14 protein-coding genes are annotated in these 15164 nt (G+C 31.7%); 7 read left to right on the top strand and 7 right to left on the bottom strand.

The window, feature by feature from the left end:
- Positions 1-3: 3 nt before the first annotated feature.
- The 6 genes from trpB (at position 4) to ACZ267_RS03605 (ending at position 7654) form a co-directional block, all read left to right on the top strand.
- Positions 4-1218 carry a tryptophan synthase subunit beta gene (gene trpB / locus ACZ267_RS03630; protein ID WP_002467188.1) on the top strand — a complete coding sequence of 405 codons (1215 nt, stop codon included), beginning with the start codon at positions 4-6 and terminating at the stop codon, positions 1216-1218.
- A complete protein-coding gene (trpA, locus tag ACZ267_RS03625; protein WP_079449008.1) occupies positions 1211-1936 on the top strand; it encodes a tryptophan synthase subunit alpha in 726 nt (241 codons plus the stop codon). Before trpB ends, trpA begins: the two co-directional genes overlap by 8 nt.
- Before the next feature lie 463 nt (positions 1937-2399).
- Positions 2400-3656, top strand: coding sequence for an aminoacyltransferase (locus ACZ267_RS03620; RefSeq protein WP_002467180.1), 1257 nt, complete (start codon positions 2400-2402; stop codon positions 3654-3656).
- A gap of 42 nt (positions 3657-3698) precedes the next feature.
- Complete coding sequence (locus ACZ267_RS03615; protein ID WP_002467186.1) at positions 3699-4958, top strand: aminoacyltransferase; 1260 nt, start codon at positions 3699-3701, stop codon at positions 4956-4958.
- 847 nt (positions 4959-5805) lie between these two features.
- A complete protein-coding gene (locus ACZ267_RS03610) occupies positions 5806-6579 on the top strand; it encodes an HAD-IIB family hydrolase (RefSeq protein WP_002465813.1) in 774 nt (257 codons plus the stop codon).
- Between the two features lie 58 nt (positions 6580-6637).
- On the top strand, positions 6638-7654 hold the full coding sequence (locus ACZ267_RS03605) for a siderophore ABC transporter substrate-binding protein (protein ID WP_015365018.1): 1017 nt from the start codon (positions 6638-6640) through the stop codon (positions 7652-7654).
- A gap of 90 nt (positions 7655-7744) precedes the next feature.
- Here ACZ267_RS03605 and ACZ267_RS03600 read toward each other — a convergent pair whose 3' ends face one another.
- The 5 genes from ACZ267_RS03600 to ACZ267_RS03580 all read right to left on the bottom strand — a co-directional run bounded on the left by ACZ267_RS03600 (position 7745) and on the right by ACZ267_RS03580 (position 11484).
- Positions 7745-8446 (bottom strand): ABC transporter ATP-binding protein, encoded by a 702-nt coding sequence (locus ACZ267_RS03600; RefSeq protein ID WP_002465820.1) that lies wholly within the window; start codon positions 8444-8446, stop codon positions 7745-7747.
- A complete protein-coding gene (locus ACZ267_RS03595; RefSeq protein WP_002465821.1) occupies positions 8439-9212 on the bottom strand; it encodes an ATP-binding cassette domain-containing protein in 774 nt (257 codons plus the stop codon). Before ACZ267_RS03595 ends, ACZ267_RS03600 begins: the two co-directional genes overlap by 8 nt.
- A gap of 1 nt (position 9213) precedes the next feature.
- Entirely contained in the window at positions 9214-10029 is an 816-nt protein-coding gene (gene nikC, locus ACZ267_RS03590; protein WP_463680289.1) for a nickel transporter permease, read from the bottom strand.
- Positions 10019-11017 (bottom strand): nickel ABC transporter permease, encoded by a 999-nt coding sequence (gene nikB, locus ACZ267_RS03585; RefSeq protein ID WP_002465819.1) that lies wholly within the window; start codon positions 11015-11017, stop codon positions 10019-10021. Before nikB ends, nikC begins: the two co-directional genes overlap by 11 nt.
- 116 nt (positions 11018-11133) lie before the next feature.
- Positions 11134-11484 carry a hypothetical protein gene (locus ACZ267_RS03580; RefSeq protein ID WP_002465817.1) on the bottom strand — a complete coding sequence of 117 codons (351 nt, stop codon included), beginning with the start codon at positions 11482-11484 and terminating at the stop codon, positions 11134-11136.
- Between the two features lie 198 nt (positions 11485-11682).
- Here ACZ267_RS03580 and pepF point away from each other — a divergent pair, with 198 nt between their 5' ends.
- A complete protein-coding gene (gene pepF / locus ACZ267_RS03575; RefSeq protein WP_019235900.1) occupies positions 11683-13494 on the top strand; it encodes an oligoendopeptidase F in 1812 nt (603 codons plus the stop codon).
- Between the two features lie 118 nt (positions 13495-13612).
- On the opposite strand, the gene phoU is transcribed toward pepF, so the two are convergent.
- Both phoU and pstB read right to left on the bottom strand, forming a co-directional pair.
- Positions 13613-14260, bottom strand: coding sequence for a phosphate signaling complex protein PhoU (phoU, locus tag ACZ267_RS03570; protein WP_002451347.1), 648 nt, complete (start codon positions 14258-14260; stop codon positions 13613-13615).
- A 3-nt stretch (positions 14261-14263) separates the two neighbouring features.
- Positions 14264-15139: a phosphate ABC transporter ATP-binding protein PstB gene (pstB, locus tag ACZ267_RS03565; RefSeq protein WP_015365014.1), complete on the bottom strand. Its 876-nt coding sequence runs from the start codon at positions 15137-15139 to the stop codon at positions 14264-14266.
- Between the last annotated feature and the right edge of the window lie 25 nt (positions 15140-15164).

Raw genomic sequence — 15164 nt, 5'->3', positions numbered from 1 at the left:
ACCATGAATAAACATATTCAAACAGACGCAGATGACTTAGGATTTTTTGGATCTTACGGTGGCCAATATGTCCCTGAAACGTTAATGCCAGCAATAATAGAATTAAAACAAGCATATAAAGAAGCGAAAAATGATCAAACTTTTCAAGATGAATTACAATATTATTTAAAAGAATACGTAGGTAGAGAAACACCATTAACATATGCTAAAGCATATTCAGAATCTTTAGGTGGAGCAAAAATATATTTAAAAAGAGAAGATTTAAACCATACAGGTGCACATAAAATTAACAATGCTCTAGGGCAAGCGCTATTAGCTAAACGTATGGGGAAACGTAAATTAGTAGCAGAAACTGGTGCAGGACAACATGGTGTGGCCAGTGCAACGGTTGCGGCGTTATTTGATATGGATTTAATTGTTTTTATGGGGAAAGAGGACATCCAACGACAACAATTAAATGTATTTAGAATGGAATTACTCGGAGCTAAAGTAGTTTCTGTTGAGGAAGGTCAAGGTACATTGTCAGATGCTGTAAATAAAGCACTTCAATACTGGGTTAGTCATGTCGAAGATACACACTATCTTCTAGGTTCAGCTCTTGGACCAGATCCGTTCCCGACTATTGTTAGAGATTTTCAAAGTGTGATTGGCAAAGAGATTAAAACACAAATTTTGAATAAAGAGCAATGTTTACCTGATGCAGTTGTTGCTTGTATTGGTGGTGGTTCAAATGCAATCGGAACCTTTTATCCATTTATTCAAGACGATGTAAAACTATATGGTGTTGAAGCAGCAGGTAAAGGTAAACTCACTGATAAGCATGCATTAGCTATAGGTAAAGGAAGTCCAGGTGTACTACATGGTGCCAAAATGTATTTAATTCAAGATCAACATGGTCAAGTTCAATTGGCACATTCTATTTCAGCAGGGTTAGATTATCCTGGAATAGGTCCAGAACATTCTTATTATCATGATATTGGACGCGTCACTTATACAGATGCAAGTGATGAACAGGCGATGGAAGCATTAATTCGATTTACTAAAGCTGAAGGTATTATTCCTGCTATTGAAAGTGCACATGCATTAAGTTACGTAGAACGATTAGCGCCGACAATGAATAAGGACCAGATTATAGTTGTTACTGTATCTGGACGTGGTGATAAAGATATGGAAACGATTCGTCAATATACACAACAAAGAGGTGAGATCAATGAATAAATTATTTATACCTTATATAATGGCAAACCATCAATTGATAGAGAATATGACATTACTTTGTCAAAATGGTGCAGATATGATTGAAGTAGGTGTGCCATTTTCAGACCCAGTTGCAGATGGTCCTACAATCATGGAAGCAGGGGGAAAAGCGATTGAAGAAGGTATTAACATTGATTATATATTTAAGGAACTTGAATTGCATCAAAATGACATCGACTGTCCGTATGTATTAATGACATATTACAATATTGTTTGCCATTATGGTGAAACATCCTTTTTTAAAGCTTGTGAACGTGCAGGTGTGTACGGACTTATTATTCCTGATTTACCTTTTGAACTTGGACAGCAAATAAAAGAACAAGCGCATCAATACAATGTAAAATTAATATCGCTCATTGCAATGACAACATCTGAAGAGCGAATGAAATTGATTGCCAAAAATGCAGAAGGTTTTATTTATACCGTAACGATGAATGCGACTACAGGTAAGGATGGCACATTCCACCCAGAATTAAAGTCTAAATTAGACACAATTAAGACATTTGCAAAAGTACCAGTCGTAGCTGGGTTTGGTATTAGAAATGCGCAACATGTGAAAGATATTTCACAAATAGCAGATGGCGTGGTCATTGGTAGTGAAATCGTTAAACGATTTGCTAATGATACTACAGAAGAAAATATCAACTATCTTAAATCTATAAGGCACGCATTAAATTAGAAAAATTAATTTAATATTTAAATAGAATGTAAATGGAAAGGATATATGTAAATTATTACACGATTTGACATTGATTTTACTTGATTAGTATAAAATTGTGTTGTTATAAGGGAAGTCATTGGCATTAGATTTGCAAATGCATTAAAATAATAGGTGATAATACGATAATAGTATGAGTTGATAAAAGTTCGACTCATACTATTATTACGTATATTCAATTTAAGTTGTATGACTAAGTATTTGATGAGTCATTGCATTTAACTAATTAGAGTCAGAGTTATGAAAAATAAAATAAAAACAACTTAGATTGGTACAATTAGTTTGATAATATCAATGTTGTTACACATATTGTAAATAATGAATGATAGATAGTAACAACGCTTGAATTAAGCATGATATGAACTCAATTCGAATTCTTAAATAGAGAGAAAAAATAGAGATAAACACAATAGGAGTTATGATAATGAAGTTTACAAACTTAACCGCTAAAGAATTTGGCGATTTTACAGACCAAATGCCATATACTCATTTTACGCAAATGGTAGGTAACTATGAATTAAAGCTTGCTGAAGGGACTGAATCACATCTTGTTGGAATTAAAAATAACGACAATGAAGTGATTGCAGCTTGCTTATTAACTGCAGTGCCAGTGATGAAATTTTTCAAATATTTCTATACTAATAGAGGACCAGTCATCGACTACGATAACAAAGAATTAGTTCATTTCTTCTTTAATGAATTAAGTAAATATGTTAAAAAACATCATTGTTTATATTTAAGAGTCGATCCATACCTTCCATACCAATATCGTAATCATGATGGGGATATTACTGGTAATGCAGGAAATGATTGGATATTTGATAAACTGGCATCATTAGGTTTTAAACATGAAGGTTTCCACAATGGTTTCGATCCAATACTACAAGTAAGACACCATTCAGTATTGAATTTAAAAGGTAAAACTGCAAAAGATGTTTTAAACGATATGGATAATTTACGTAAACGTAATACTAAAAAAGTACAAAAAAATGGTGTGAAAGTTAAATTCTTATCAGAAGATGAATTACCGATTTTCCGATCATTCATGGAAGATACTTCAGAGTCAAAAGCGTTTTTAGATAGAGATGATAGTTATTATTATGATCGATATAAGCACTTCAAGGATCGCGTCCTAGTGCCATTAGCATATATTAATTTTGACGAATATCTTGAAGAACTCAATAATGAAAAAGAAACCTTAACTAAAGACTTAAACAAAGCTCTTAAAGATATTGAAAAGCGTCCTGATAATAAAAAATCACATAATAAGAAAGCAAATCTAGAACAACAATTAGCAGCTAATCAACAGAAAATAGATGAAGCGAAACAACTTCAAGCTGAACATGGCAATGAATTACCTATTTCGGCTGGTTACTTCTTCATCAATCCATTTGAAGTTGTTTACTATGCAGGTGGTACTTCAAATAAATATCGCCACTTTGCAGGTAGTTATGCAGTGCAATGGACGATGATCAATTATGCATTAGACCACGGTATTGATCGCTATAATTTCTATGGTATTAGCGGAGATTTCTCAGAAGATGCAGAAGATGCAGGCGTTATTAAATTCAAAAAAGGGTATAATGCTGATGTTATAGAATATGTAGGAGATTTCATAAAACCAATTAATAAACCTATGTACACTGTTTATACGACATTAAAGAAATTACTTAAAAAATAAGCATAAATAATAAATTTTTATTAGGAAGGGAATTATCTAATTATGAAATTTACAGAGTTGACAGTTAAAGAATTTGAGAACTTTGTACAAAATCCATCATTAGAAAGTCATTATTTTCAGGTGAAAGAAAATATTGCTACTCGTGAAACGGATGGTTTTCAGGTTGTATTATTAGGTATTAAAGATGAAAACAACAAGGTCATTGCAGCAAGTCTATTTTCAAAAATCCCAACGATGGGTAGTTATGTGTATTATTCAAATCGTGGTCCAGTCATGGACTACTCTGACTTAGGTTTAGTTGATTTTTATTTGAGAGAATTAGATAAATACTTACATCAACATCAATGTTTATATGTCAAAATGGATCCATACTGGATTTATCAAATTTATGATAAAGATATTAAACCACTTGATAACCATGAGAAAAACGATGCACTTGTCAATTTATTTAAATCTCACGGTTATGAACACCATGGTTTTACAACATCTTACGATAGCTTCAGCCAAGTAAGATGGATGGGTGTTTTAGACTTAGAGGGCAAAACACCTGCTTCATTGAAGAAAGAATTCGATAGTCAACGTAAAAGAAATATTAATAAAGCGATAAACTACGGAGTAAAAGTAAGATTTTTAAGTAGGGATGAATTTGATCTTTTCTTAGAGCTTTATCGTGAAACTGAAGAAAGAACTGGATTTGCTTCAAAAACAGATCAATATTTCTATAATTTCATTGATCATTTCGGCGATAAAGTATTAGTGCCATTAGCATATATTGATTTAGATGAATATATTGAGTCATTACAGCATTCGCTAAATGATAAAGAAAACCGTCGTGATCAAATGATGGCAAAAGAAAACAAAAGTGATAAACAATTGAAGAAAATCAGTGAATTAGACAAGCAAATTGAGCATGATAAAAAAGAAATGCTACAAGCTAGTGAAATTCGTCAAACTGATGGTTCAGTATTGAATCTTGCTTCTGGTGTTTACTTTGCTAATGCTTATGAAGTCAACTACTTCTCAGGTGGTTCATCAGAAAAATTCAATCAATACATGGGACCATATATGATGCATTGGTTCATGATTAATTATTGCTTCGATAATGGTTATGATCGTTACAATTTCTATGGATTGTCTGGTGACTTTACTGAAAATAGTGAGGACTATGGCGTTTATCGCTTTAAACGTGGATTTAATGTTCAAATTGAAGAGTTAATAGGAGATTTTTATAAGCCAATTAACAAAGTGAAATATTGGTTATTCACTACATTAGACCGTATTCGTAGAAAAGTTAAGAAGTAAAATAGAAGACATAGCAAATCTATTGGTATATCTAGGCTGAGACTCTTGTCTCAGCTTTTTTTATCTAGTGAAATTCTACAAATAATTAATATAAAAAGCTAATATAAAATCATATTGCACCCTACTAAAATTATCATAGCTATTACCAAAGACCTTAACAATGATAGTTATAGAGAATTTTCTAATAAATAAATTATATAAGGCTTACAGTACATATTTTGAGTAGTTGAATGAATCGATATAATAAAAACTATTTACATTACATTAAATTGCAAATATATACCAATAAAATTATTGATGATTAGATATTTTAAATAAAGCCTGTATTTAATTAAAATGAACGTCTTAAATTTAAAATAATCAAAATTTATAACATGTCACTAAATATGTCCGTGCTGTGAGAGCATCTCAGTTGCATCGAGAATGACTTTGATGGATAACTGGTCGTTAGATGTAAATGCATTACTGATAATATATTGAAGTTTATAAAGACAAAGCTAAAAGTTATCCTAAAAATGATTATAGATTTAAGTTTAAATACGATGATCATTTAACGTTTCATTAAGCTAAGATATGAATGTAAGGAAATGAACATTTAATAATACAAGCCTTAGCAACAAATGATTTTATCAATCAAAATATAAATGGATTCGTATTAATTAGTTATACCTGTTCATAAGATATGAATATTAGCCCTATATTGTTTTTTTAATTTTAGTTTACATAATATATATTATAGGAAGTTATGGATATTGGATATAGGGGACCCTATTCTTCATTATCTTAATATATTTGCTATGTTATAATTTATCTATATATTCTTTATTAACATTTAGGAGTTTTGTTTATGAATTTTGTTTTTGATATTGACGGTACCATTTCATTTGATGGTTATCATGTTGATCTACTTATTGAAGAACGTATTTTTAAATTACATCAACTTGGCCATCAAGTGATATTTGCATCCGCACGTCCAATTAGAGATTTGCTACCAGTTATACCTGAATTCAAAGACTTTACACTTATTGGTGGTAATGGCTCAATCATTTCTCAAAATGGACAGATTGAAGTGATTAAATCTATTACACAGGATGATTTGCAACTAATTAAAGATATTATTCATGCATATCAATTAAAGTATATATTAGATGATAAATATAATTATTCAACTAACTTAGATGCAACGTATGAATTATTTCAACGCATTGATCCTAACCATACAGCAAAGATTTTGGATATGGATGACATTGTTGAACCCATTAAAGCTATCATATTAGATATTCGTCATGATGATTTTGAAGAAATTGCTACTATCTTAGCTGAAAAATCGCATTCCCTGGAGCTAATACAACATTTAAATGAAAACTATATTGATATAACAGCTCAAGGTATTGATAAACATACTACCATTCAAAAAATCATTGGAGCTACAACTGAATATATCGCATTTGGAAATGATCATAATGACATTCAAATGCTAGAACATGCATCTCATGGCTATTTTGTAACGAATTTACATATGGATCATACGACGTTTATTAATAATCCGCAAATTACTTTAGTCGACGACACTAATGAAGCAATATGTAACGAATTGGATAAATGGTTAAATGAAAAGTAATAATATTAATTGATAATGATTCTCAATTTCATTTAAAATAATGATAAGGAGGATGATTATGAAAAATACATATAAACTACTTATTATTTTAATCATTGGTATTGTACTAACTGCTTGTAGTCAAACGTCAGATCAATCTAGTAAAAATTCAAAGGACACTGTAAGTATCAAAAATACTTATGAGTTTAAAGATAAAAATAACACCCACTCACAAGGTGTAAAGAAAACTGAGACAGTCAAAGTTCCTAAAAATCCTGAACGAGTTGCTGTCTTAGATTATGGTGCATTAGACATTATGCAACAAATGGATTTAAAAAGTCATGTAAAAGCAGTTGCTAAAGGACAAGGGAATGCATTTCTCCCCCACGCTTTAAATGAATTTAAAAGTGATCAATATATCAATTTGGGTAACCCTGGGCGACCTAAATACGATAATTTAGCCAAAGCAAAACCAGATTTAATCTTAGCCTCTTTCAGACAAGCACATACAAAAACAATCGATGAAATGAAAAAAGCTGCGCCCGATGCTAAAATTTTATTTGTTAGTCCAGATAGTGAAAATTATATTTCATCAATAGAAACAACAACCAATCAATTAGGGAAAATATTTAATAAAAAAGATAAGGCCAACACACTTAATCGAGAATTAAAAGAAAAAGTAAATGAGACAAAACGTGCGATTAATAAGGACAAAGTATTGCTACTAGTTGTTGATGATAAAGGTATGAAAGCATTTGGACAAACTGGTCGATTTGGTGGTTTCTTGAATAAGGATTTAGGTATACAACATGCGGACAATAACATGAAAGCCAATTCTGCAGGAAATCAAATCAGTTATGAATATTTAAATAAAATTAATCCAGATAAACTATTTGTGATTAATCGAACAAAAGATGGCAATGATCAGCATTTACCTAAAGAACTAAATAATAAGGTTATTAAAAATATAAAAGCAATTAAAAATCATAATGTATATCAATTTGAATCTAATGCTTGGTATTTTGGTGAAGGTGGTAATCAACTTACAATAGATCAACTTGAACATATTCAAGACGCCTTTGAAGATAAGAAATAATTGGTTAACAAATTCTATATAAAGAAGCCCAAAGTCACTTTGAAATAAAAGTCATCTTTGGGCTTCTTTGGTATAGGTTTATCACATAATTTAATTTGATTCGTATAAAGCTACAAGTTGTTTGGTATAGGGATGCCTATGATGGCTGAATAGTTGATTGGTAGCAAAATCATCAACGAGCGCCCCATCTTTTATTACAATAATCCGGTGACAAATACGTTGGATTACAGATAAATCATGTGAAATCATGATTAAAGTATATGGGTGTTTACGGTAGTTTGCAGTTAAAATATCTAACATATGCTGTTCTGCGATAACGTCTAAGTTTGAAGTAATTTCATCACAAATTAATACTTTGGGTTTAACTAACAATGTTCGTAGCAAGTTAAATCTTTGTAATTGACCGCCACTTAATTCATTTGGATATTTGCTAAGTAAAGATAACGACAAGTCAAATGATGATGTAGTGTTTTGAATCATTTGATCAATATGCTGAGTCGTATGCTTTTTATAATACAAGAGTGGCTCAGCTAATGATTGCTGAATAGTTAATTTAGGATTGAAACTGTCAGAAGCATGTTGGAATACGGGTAAAATATCATGTGTATCAACATCTATGTAACCAGTTGTTGGCTTAAGTTCGTGTAATAAAAGTGAACTAAGTGTACTCTTACCTGACCCACTTTCACCTAAAATACCAACTATTTCATTATCTTCTATTGTTAAATTGATATGGCTTAATACAGTTTGTTGTTTATGATAATTGAATGAGATATTGTCTAATTTAATCATGATATTCCCTCTTTATATGACTTCTAAAATGAAATAATCGTTGAGCGTATGTTGTCGATTGTTTACTTTCAAAATAAGAACGATTACCACTATCAACAATTTGTCCATTTTGAATTACATCTATTTGATCTGCATATTTAAGAACATGGCTCATATTGTGAGTAACGATTAATAAAGTTTGATGATGGTCCTTAACAATATGTTCAAGTAAATCCATTATTTGTAGACCATTTACCATATCTAATGATGCCACTGGTTCATCTGCAATGATAAGTTTAGGATCAAGCATAAGTACGCTTGCAATGTAAACACGTTCAAGTTGACCACCAGATAATTGAAAACTATAGAGTGTTAAAATCTCTTCGCTTGATAAATTCACCCATGTGAGTGCTTCTTTTACTTTAGTTTTAGCAACTTGTTTTGATACATCAAAATGTGTACGATAAATGGCTATGAGTTGCTTACCTAACTTGGTATGGTCATTAAAACTTTGGGTATAGTTTTGAGAAATATAGCCAATGTCTTTTCCTAAATGATCATCTAATTGTGTCACAGGATGACCATAATATAAGAAATCATCATATTCGATATGAAAATCATGAGGTAATTGATTCAATATAAAACGTATAGCTAAAGTTTTACCTGCCCCACTTTCTCCAATAATTGCATTGATTTGTTGTGTCTTGATAGATAAATCTACATGGTTTAAAAGTGATTGACCTTTTGAATCATTAATGGTGAGCCCTTTAACTTCTATGATATTCAATTTAGTCACCTCTTCCTATTAGTAATCGATCACGGAGTGCATCACCTGTTAAGTTAAAGATTAATATCGTCATAGCAATAACAGACGCAGGTGCAATGATCATAATCGGATGAGAGGTTATAAAGTCACGTCCTGCTTGCAACATTGCCCCCCATTCTGGTGATGGTGGTTGTGCACCTAAACCTAAAAATGATAAAGAACTAATGTATAATACAATCTTGCCGAAATCCACAATGATTAATACGAGAATGGATGGCAGTACTTTAGGTAATAAATGCTTAAATAAAATCGTTAATGTAGGTACTTTGAAAAGTTGTGCCATACGAATATATGATTGATGCATTTCTGTATTCACAATTCCTCTTGTCACCCGTGCGTAATTCATCCACTTAATTACTGTAATGGCTATAACTAAGTTCCATATACTTGGATGGAAGAAACTTGCAAGTGCAATCATAATGACAAATTCTGGGATACTTAAACCGATATCAATCATACGCATGATGATTGTGTCTATCCAGCCTTTTTTATAACCAGACAGTAGGCCTAGAGGTACGCCAATAATGACTGTAAATATTAAAGTGAGCACAGTGATAAATAACGTAGAAAGTGCTCCTACTACGAGACGAGTGAATAAATCTCTACCATAATCATCTGTACCTAATAAATGTTGTGCACTCATTGGTTCAAATGTTTGAGACAAATGTACTTTTGTAGCAGCATCGTCATTCACAAATAGTTGCATGATAACAATGAATAAAATATATATGAAAAATACATAAAATATCCAATTTGAACGATTGATTTTAATTTTCATGGTGTGTCGCCTCCTTATCATTAAATGATTGAGACGATTTAGGCCATGCTTGCTGCGTTAATCCTTGTTTAGGATCTAAGCAAATACTTAATAAATCCGCACATGTATTAATAATAATCACTAATGTACCAATAAATAATACGATGCCTTGTATCACAGGATAATCTCTAGCACGAATACTATCGACTAAAAACGCGCCTAAACCAGGTATTTCAAATAAATTTTCAATAACCACTGTGCCACCTACTAAACTACCAACAGAAAGACCAATGAGTGGTATAGTTGGCAATAATGCTGGCTTGAGTAGATCGTGTAACAAAATATACTCCTCTGACATCCCTCTTAACCTTGAAGCTTGGACAATTGGACTTTGATATAAATCTAGTAGATTAGATCTAATTAATCTAATGAGATAAGCACACATACCAATACTCATAGTTAGTATAGGTAGAATGTATGAAACCCATTGACCATCACTAGCTGGAGGAAGTAAGTTTAATTTTAAATCAAATATATATAATAGTAGTATACCTATGAAAAATGCAGGTAAACTAACAGATAAAGAGGTAAAAATTCTAATTATGCGATCAATTGGACGATGATAATTAATTGCTGCAAGTATACCTAATGGCACTGAAATGATGACTGACATGATTAATGTTCCTACAGTAATGATTAGTGTAGGAGGTGCATATGTTGTAATCTCTTGGCTAACTGGCTCGTTAGTTTGATAACTAACACCTAAATCTAAATGTAATATTTGGATTATCCAATGCCACCATTGCGCCAATAGCGATTCATTTAGTCCTAATTTATTTTCGGTCGCTTTTATTTGAGCGTTTGATACTTGCGCAGTGTCTAAATGTAATATTTTGTCTACTGGATTACCAGGAGATAATTTCATTAGAATAAACGTAATTGTAGATAAGATAAATAATACTACAATCGTTTGTAGACACTTTGAAATGATTATTTTAATTAAATTCATATGTATCTCTCCATTAGTTGTCCTATAATATGATAGTTAAAATTAAATGCATGACCTAAATTGTAAAACCCAACTCTGTTTAATAGTTTCAGAATTGGGCATTTGACCGTTATATGTTAACGACGACGAAAATGATTCATATCTTTTTCATGTTCAAATTGTTCATATCGACGCATATCTTTTTCGAGTTGTCTTTTCTTTCTTTCACGTCTCCAATTACGTGTGAAGTACCATAATAAGAAACTGATAATTAAGCTCATAATCGCCATAAAAGCAGCATACCCTAATAAAGGTTGAAATGTAATATCTTGGAAATTAGGAATAAAGAATGCTAATACACCTAATACTACAAAAGAAATAACTGCTGCAATAAACCATCTATGTAAGACTAAAGTACAGAAAACAGTTAAAATGATAACTGCTAATATAGAAATCCATAGAAAATTCGGCATATCAAAAATAGTCATAAATGGATTCTCCTTAATTTTAAATAATACTAACATTATTATACTATTTAATTTACTTTAACTAAACCTACTATAGTAGTATTTCTGAACGATTAATTACTGATTAAGTACAGATTTATGATTGATATGTATCAACTGCGTTTCGAATTTAACTCATGTATAATAAAATTATTGATTACAAACAGGGAGTGAATCATATTGACACAAGGTTTACCAAATAGACAAGATATATCTAGCACTGAAACATGGGATTTAAAGGATTTATTCCAAAATGATAAAGATTTTTACCAAACATTAGATGAGATGATAACATCTTCATTATCTTTTCATGAGCGTTACAATGGTCAATTAACTGAAATTGATACGATTGAACGTGCACTTAAAGATTATGAAGCACTTCTAATACAGATTGATCGATTAGGCAATTATGCAGAATTACGTTTAAGCGTGGACACAACAGATGAAGCTGCACAGACATTAAATGCTAAATTAAATACATCTTATGGCAAAATCGCAAGTCGATTATCATTTGTAGAATCAGAAATATTAAATTTGAATAATGACACGTTACAACAACTGAAATCTCAAACACAATATCCACATTACATTCAACAATTAATTGTACGCAAACCGTATCAATTAGATCCTAAAGTTGAACAAACATTAGCTAGTCTGTCCCCTACTTTAAATCAACCTTATGATTTATATGGTACAACTAAAATGTTAGATATTGCATTTGAATCATTTAAACATAACAATACAGAGTATCCAATGGATTATGCGACATTTGAAAATGAATATGAGGATCATGCTGACCCTGAATTTAGACAGAAAAGTTTTAAAGCGTTTAGTGATGCAATTAGACGTTATCAACATACAACAGCTGCAACTTATAATATGCAAGTACAACAAGAAAAAATTGAAGCGGATTTAAGAGGATATGATTCAGTTATTGATTATTTATTACAAGAACAAGAAGTGACTCGTGATATGTTTGACAGACAAATTGATGTCATCATGAGTGATTTAGCACCTGTCATGCAAAAATATGCTAAATTACTTCAACGTGTACATGGATTGGACAAAATGCGTTTTGAAGATTTAAAGGTTTCAATTGATCCTAGTTATGAACCGGATATCTCTATTGATGAATCTAAATCTTATATTTATGGTGCACTTGATGTACTTGGCGAAGATTATCATTCTATGATTGAGTCAGCATACCAAAATCGTTGGATAGATTTCGCTCAAAATAAAGGGAAAGATACTGGTGCGTTCTGTGCTAGTCCCTATTTCACACATTCTTATGTCTTTATTTCATGGACAGGGAAAATGGCCGAAACATTTGTCCTGGCACATGAATTAGGACATGCAGGGCATTTTACTTTAGCACAACAAAATCAGAATTTCTTAGAATCTGAAGCTTCGATGTATTTTGTGGAAGCACCATCAACAATGAACGAGATGTTAATGGCAAATTATTTATTTAATCATAGCGAAGATCCACGATTTAAACGTTGGGTCATTGGTTCTATACTTTCTCGTACGTATTATCATAATATGGTGACGCATTTGCTAGAAGCGGCTTACCAACGCGAAGTATATCAGAAAGTAGATAATGGAGAATCATTAACAGCACCAGTGTTAAATGATATTATGCTTAATGTTTATCAACAATTCTTTGGTAATGCAGTTGAAATGACAGATGGTACGGAGTTAACTTGGATGAGACAACCACATTATTATATGGGACTCTATTCTTATACTTATTCCGCGGGCTTAACAATTGGAACGGTCATGTCACAAAAAATAAAAAAAGAAGGACAACCAGCTGTTAATGCTTGGTTAAATACGTTAAAATCAGGCGGTAGTTTATCACCAGTTGCTTTAGCAAAACAAGCAGGTGTTGATATAACAACAGAAGCACCATTGAAAGACACAATTCGATATATATCTGAATTGGTCGATGAAGCCATTGCCCTCACTGATGAAATTGAAGCTAATTCATAAGTAAAACAAATCCCCTAAATGTAGCTAAGAGCTATCATTTAGGGGATTTTTATATCTTTTTGGTCTAACAAATACGAATATGAGTCCGTTACATTTAAATTTGGGTTAAATAGGAAATTTAGCGACCGGCTTCGTAATGTTCACCTGTGAGAAAGTAATATACACTTTCCGCAATATTACTAATATGATCTCCAACACGTTCTAGATTCCTAGCAGCTAGGTGTGCTTGCCCTGCTACAAAAGGATCGTTATCAATTAAATAAGTCGTATTGACAATGTTGATATATAAATCATCGATATCTTGATCTCGTTCAATAATTTCTTTAATTAAAGTAATATCTTCATTTTTAACAGCTGTATTTAAATCTTCAAGCATTAACATAGCTAATTTGCCCATAGTCTTTAATCTTGTTAAGACATAATGATCCGTAATTTTTACTCTGAGTCGAATATGAGCGATGTTTGCGGCGTTATCACCCATACGTTCAAAGTCAGTAGAAATCTTTAAAGCTGCCATCATCATGCGTAAGTCTGTTGCAATCGGTTGTTGCTTTGTAATAAGCATGATGACTTTTTCATTAATTTCATAGTCTAAACGATTGATTTCTTTATCTTTTTCAATCGTCTCTCTAGCGAAAGTTCTCTTATCATCACTTAACGACACTAATGCATTTTCAATATTAAAATAAACACGAAGACCTAGTCGACGTAAATCTTTAATTAAGTCTTCTAGTTGGCCTTCGTATTTTTGTCTAATCACTGCCATATATCAACCAAATCGTCCTGAAATGTAATCTTCAGTTTGCTTATCAGCTGGATTTGAGAAAATTTTATCAGTGTCGTCATATTCATTTACATAGCCGTTCAAGAAGAAAGCTGTTTTATCAGAAACACGAGCAGCTTGTTGCATATTATGTGTAACCATGATGATAGAATAGTTTTCTTTTAATTCTTGAACAAGTTCTTCGATTTTCAATGTAGAAATAGGGTCTAATGCTGATGTTGGTTCGTCCATTAAAATTACATCAGGTTCAATTGCTAAACATCTAGCGATACATACACGTTGTTGTTGTCCACCAGATAATCCATACGCATTCATATGCAATCTATCTTTTAATTCATCCCAAATAGCTGCGCCACGTAAAGATTTTTCTACAATTTCATCTAAAATCTTTTTATTTTTTATACCGTGTGTTTTTGGTCCATACGTAATATTATCATATATAGATTTAGGGAATGGGTTTGGTTGTTGGAAGACCATACCTACATTCGTTCTTAATTTTTCTTTAGAATATTTTGCATCATAGATATTTTGATCACGATATAAAATCTTACCTGCAGTTTTTACTGAAGGTACAAGTTCAACCATACGATTTAACGCTTTAATGTAAGTTGACTTACCGCAACCTGATGGTCCGATAATAGCAGTTACATTGTTTTCAAGAATATCTAAATTGATATTTTGAAGTGCATGATTATCACCGTACCACAAGTCTAAATTTTGAGTAGAGTAAACGACCTTACGTTCACTATCAGAAATCGGATCGTGTTTATCTTGTGTAGTGACTATTGTAGATACGCCTTGATTTGAGTTGTCTTTCAATTGATCTAATTTTTTGTTTTCTTCGACTTTTGTATTAGCCATAATATAAAACTCCTTCTAATTAACT

The sequence above is a fragment of the Staphylococcus sp. AC872 genome, assembly GCF_979255425.1.
Note: the sequence above shows the minus strand (reverse complement) of the source record. Positions and strands in the feature narration are given on the sequence as shown.